Origin of the sequence: Bowdeniella nasicola (genome assembly GCF_001907295.1) — a bacterium.
Lineage (GTDB): Bacteria > Actinomycetota > Actinomycetes > Actinomycetales > Actinomycetaceae > Bowdeniella > Bowdeniella nasicola.
Map to the genome: position 1 here is coordinate 1 of NZ_MQVR01000175.1, position 968 is coordinate 968.

Genomic DNA, 968 nt, shown 5'->3' on the forward strand with positions numbered 1-968 from the left:
CCGCGGTCCGAGTGCCATATCGCATCCGGTTCGATTCTCGTCGTGGCCGCAGCGTTGAGTAGTGCCTGCTCGACGAGCTCGCTGCGCATGTGATCGGCCAGTGACCAGCCGACGACCTTCTTCGAGTAGCAGTCGATGACCGTGGCCAGGTACACGAACCCCTCCCACGTGTGGATGTAGGTAATGTCGCCGACGAACTTCACGCCGGGCCGGTCGGCGGAGAAGTCCCGCTGCACCAGGTCCGGAATGTCGGCGGCGTCATCATCCGGGATCGTCGTCACCCGCCTGGGCCGGGGCTGGCAGGGGTAGAGGGCCTCATCGCGCATAATCTGGCGGACCAGCTCCGGGGACGCCTCGGTGCCCTCCTCGGCCAGGTCGGCGTGGATGCGGCGGTACCCGTAAGTGCCATCCGATTCCTCGAAGAAGTGCCGAACCCGTGCGGTCAGTGCCTGCCGACGTGCAGCGGTGGCAGACTGCGGGCGAAAGCGCCAGTTGTAGTAGCCAGACTTCGAGACCTCCAGCCAGGCGCACATGTTCACCACCGTCCACCCCGGGTGGGCATGCTTGCGTTGGGAGTCGATGAATTCGTACTTCGCCACTACCGTGGCTCCCGCGCGAAGTACGCGGCCGCTTTTTTTAAGAACGCGGCCTCGGCACGCAGCTGCTGATTCTCCCGCTCCAGCTCCGCCAGCCGGGCCCGCTCCGATCCCGACAGCGGCGTCTGTGCTTCATCTTCGCCGCGGGCGGCCTTGTACTTCTTGACCCAGTTCCGCAGGGTTTCAGCGCCGATGCCGTAGGCGTCAGCGACCGAGCGGATCGTCTTCGACTGGGAAACAACTTCCTCGCACAGCTGGTCCTTGAACTCCTGGCTGTAGCGACGACGAGAGGTAGACATTCGGACAGAATCTCACTTTCTAAGCAACCCCAATTCTATTGGGGCCACTGTCCGAAATCCCTAGAGCACCTCA

At 63.4% G+C, this 968-nt stretch carries 1 pseudogene; it reads right to left on the bottom strand.

Annotated features, from left to right (window positions below):
- A pseudogene (locus BSZ39_RS12905) lies at window positions 1-895 on the bottom strand (IS3 family transposase); the annotation flags it as partial.
- Window positions 896-968 lie beyond the last annotated feature (73 nt).